The 4158-nt window shown below is 75.1% G+C and carries 1 protein-coding gene; it reads left to right on the top strand.

What is annotated here, in order from left to right; translation table 11 throughout:
• Positions 1 to 4158, top strand: a 4158-nt coding sequence (locus tag ACFYX3_RS41955; RefSeq protein ID WP_389025406.1) for a type I polyketide synthase, incomplete at both ends; no start/stop codon positions are given.

Raw genomic sequence — 4158 nt, 5'->3', positions numbered from 1 at the left:
GGCCTGGTCCCACGGCGTCTCCGTCGACTGGACCGCGCTCCTCTCCGCGTACGACGCCCACGGCGTCGAGCTGCCCTCGTACCCCTTCCAGCGCCAGCGGTACTGGCTGGAGCCGGAGCCCGCCTCGACGGACGCCCGCGGGCTCGGTCTGGCCTCGGCCGGGCACCCGCTGCTCGGCGCCGTGGTCGAGCTGGTCGAGGAGGACCGGCTCGTGTACACCGGGCGGCTCGCCCTCGACACGCAGCCGTGGCTCGCCGACCACGCCGTGCAGGGCACCGTGATTCTGCCCGGCACCGCGTTCCTGGAGCTCACGATGGCCGTGGGCGCGCGGGCCGGTTGGCGACGGCTCGCCGAGCTGACCCTCCAGGCGCCGCTCGTGCTCCCGCCCGGCGAAGCCGTACAGCTGAGGATCACCGTCGAGCCGCCGGCCGAGAACGGGCAGCGGGAGCTGGCCGTGCACTCCCGGCCGCAGGACGCCGACGCGGGCGTCCCGTGGACGCGGCACGCCGCCGCGGTGCTCGACATCGACGACGAGGCCGCCGGCTTCGACCTCACCGAGTGGCCGCCGCCCGGCGCCCGGGAGATCGACGTCGAGAGCCGCTACGACACGCTCACGGAGGCGGGCTACGACTACGGCCCCGCCTTCCAGGGCCTGCGCGCCGCCTGGCGCTCAGGACGTGACGTCTTCGCCGAGGTCAGCCTGCCCGCCGAGCTGGACGCCACGACCTTCGGGGTGCACCCGGCGGTCCTCGACGCGGCCCTGCACGCGGTCGGCCTGCTCCGTGAGGACGCCGGTACCGTCCTGCCCTTCTCCTGGTCCGGCGTCACCCGCTACACCGACGGCGCGGACGCGCTCCGGGTGTGGCTGAGCCCGCGCGGCGAGGACGGCGTGGTCCTGCGCGTCACCGACGGTTCGGGGAAGCCCGTGCTGTCCGCCGAGTCCGTCACGATGCGGCCGTTCACGGCCGACCTGACCGCCGGCCGGGGCACGGACTCGCTGTTCCGTGTCGAGTGGCAGCCGGTCGCGGCCACCGCCGAGACGGACGCGTGCCTGGTCGCCGACCTGGCCGACGTCCCGGACGTGGTGCCGCGGATCGTCGCCGTACGATGTCCGGTCACCGCGCGATGTCCGGGCACGCCGCAGGACTCCGACAGCGACTCCGTCGCCACGGGAGGCGAACTCGCCGAGGCCGCCCACCGGGCGGCCCGCTGGGCGCTCGGCCTGGTCCAGGAATGGCTGGCCGAGGCCCGCTTCGCCGGCTCCCGCCTGCTCGTACTGACCGAGGGCGCCACGGGCCCCGAGGTCGACAACCCCGCCCAGGCCACCGTGTGGGGCCTGATCAGGACCGCCCAGTCCGAACACCCGGACCGCTTCGCCCTCCTTGACACGGACGAGGCCCACGACGCCGGCACCGTCACCGGCGCCGTGCTCACCGAGCCGCAGCTCGCCCTGCGTGCGGGCGCTCTCCTCGCCCCTCGCCTCGTCCGGCACACCTCCTCCGCCGACCCGCTCGGCGGCACCTCGCTCGACCCGGACGCCACCGTGCTCGTCACCGGCGGCACCGGCGTGCTCGGCGCGGCGGTCGCCCGGCACCTGGTCACCGAGCACGGCGCCCGCCGTCTGCTCCTGGTCAGCCGCCGCGGCGCCGACGCCCCCGGCGCCGCGGAACTCTCCGCCGAACTCACCGCGCTGGGCGCCGAGGTCACCCTCGCGGCCTGTGACACCGCCGACCGCGACGCGCTCGCGGAGCTGCTGACCGGCATCCGGCTCACCGCCGTCGTCCACACCGCCGGTCTCCTCGACGACGGCGTGGTCGAGCAGCTCACCGAGGACCGGCTCACGGCCGTCCTGCGGCCCAAGGTGGACGCAGCCGCCCTCCTCGACGAACTGACCGCCGACCAGGACCTCGCCGCCTTCGTCCTGTTCTCCTCTGTCGCCGGTGTGCTCGGCAACCCGGGCCAGGCCAACTACGCCGCGGGCAACGTCTTCCTCGACGCGCTCGCCGCCCGCCGCCGCGCCGCCGGCCGCCCCGCGACCTCGCTCGCCTGGGGCCTGTGGGCCGAACGCACCGGTCTCACCGGTCACTTGGACGACGACACCCTCTCGACCCGGGGCATCGCCCCGCTCTCCACCGAGCAGGGCCTCGAACTCCTCGACCGGGCGCTCGCCGACGACAGCCCGCTCCTCGTCCCGGCCGACCTCGACCCCGCCGCCCTGCGCTCCGACGCGCTCGCCGGGACACTGTCCCCGGTGCTGCGCTCCCTGGTGCGGGTTCCGCAGCGGCGCGCCGGTGAGTCCGGGCTGCGCCGGAAGCTCGGCCGGATGTCCGAGGAGGAGGGCCGCCGTCTGCTGCTCGACCTCGTCCGCACCCAGCTCGCCTCGGTCATCGGCAGCGAGTCGGGGGACGGGATCGACCCGGACCAGCCGTTCAAGAGCTTCGGCATCGACTCGCTGCTCGCGGTCCAGCTGCGCAACCGCCTCAACTCCGCGACCGGCCTGCGCCTTCCGGCCACGCTGGTCTTCGACCACCCCACGCCGACCGCCGTCGTCGAGTTCACGCTGGCGCTGGCGCGGGAGCGCGCCGAGAGCGCCCCGGCGCAGCCCGCCGCCCCCGTCGTCGCGCGTACGGACGACGACCCGATCGTGATCGTCGGCATGGGCTGCCGCTTCCCGGGCGGGGTGGACTCCCCCGAGGCGCTGTGGCGGCTCGTCGCCGAACAGCGCGACGTCATCTCGGAGTTCCCCGTCGACCGCGGCTGGGACCTCGACAACCTGTACCACCCCGACCCGGACCACTCCGGCACGTCGTACGTCCGGCACGGCTCGTTCCTGCACGAGGCCGGCGAGTTCGACCCCGCGTTCTTCGGGATCTCGCCGCGCGAGGCGCTGGCGATGGACCCGCAGCAGCGGCTGCTGCTCGAGGTGTCGTGGGAGGCCCTGGAGCGGGCCGGCATCGCGCCCGGATCGCTGCACGGCAGTGACACCGGTGTGTTCGCCGGTGTGATGTACCACGACTACGGCGGTGGCGGCCGGCTTCCGGAGGAGGCCGAGGGCCACTTCCTGACCGGCACCGCCGGCAGTGTCGCCACGGGCCGCGTGGCCTACACGCTGGGTCTCCAGGGTCCGGCCCTGACGGTGGACACGGCGTGCTCGTCGTCGCTGGTCGCCCTGCACCTGGCGGTCCGCGCCCTGCGGTCGGGCGAGTGCTCGCTGGCGCTCGCCGGCGGCGCCGCGGTGATGTCCACCCCGAACACCTTCATCGAGTTCTCGCGCCAGCGGGGTCTCGCGCCGGACGGTCGCTGCAAGTCGTTCTCGGCGGACGCGGACGGCACGGCCTGGGCCGAGGGCGTCGGCGTGCTCGTCGTGGAGCGCCTTTCGGACGCCCGGCGGCTGGGCCACAAGGTCCTTGCCGTGGTGGCGGGCACGGCCGTGAACCAGGACGGCGCCTCCAACGGCCTCACCGCGCCCAGCGGTCCGGCGCAGGAGCGCGTCATCCGGGCCGCCGTGCAGGACGCCGGCGTGCCCCTGTCCGGTGTCGACGCGGTCGAGGCGCACGGTACGGGAACGGTCCTCGGCGACCCGATCGAGGCGCAGGCCCTGCTCGCCACGTACGGCAGCGAGCGCGACGGCCGGCCTCTGATGCTCGGCTCCCTCAAGTCCAACCTGGGCCACGCCCAGGCGGCCGCCGGTGTCGGCGGCATCATCAAGATGGTCATGGCCCTGCGCCACGGCGAACTGCCCGCGTCCCTCAACATCGGCAAGCCCAGTGAGCTCGTCGACTGGGACAACGGCGGCGTCGAACTGCTCACCGAGCCCCGCCCCTGGCCCGCCACCGACGGCAGGACCCGCCGCGCCGGCGTCTCCTCCTTCGGCATCAGCGGCACCAACGCGCACATCATCCTGGCCGAGGCCCCGACCGACGTGCCCGCCGAGGACACGGCGCCGGGCGACGGGGTCCGGCTTGACGGCGCGGCGCTGCCGTGGCTGGTGTCGGCGCGTACGTCCGAGGCGCTGACCCAGGCCGCGGAGCGGCTGGCGGAGTACGTACGGGCACGCCCCGAGCTCAGCCCCGCCGATGTGGCGCTGTCCCTGGCCACCGGGCGCTCCGCCTTCGAGTCCCGGGCCGTGCTGCCCGGCGGTGAAGGACGCGACGGGCT

Source organism: Streptomyces sp. NPDC002463 (assembly GCF_042889835.1).
GTDB lineage: Bacteria > Actinomycetota > Actinomycetes > Streptomycetales > Streptomycetaceae > Streptomyces > Streptomyces nymphaeiformis.
This window is presented reverse-complemented; position numbering and strand designations above follow the sequence as displayed.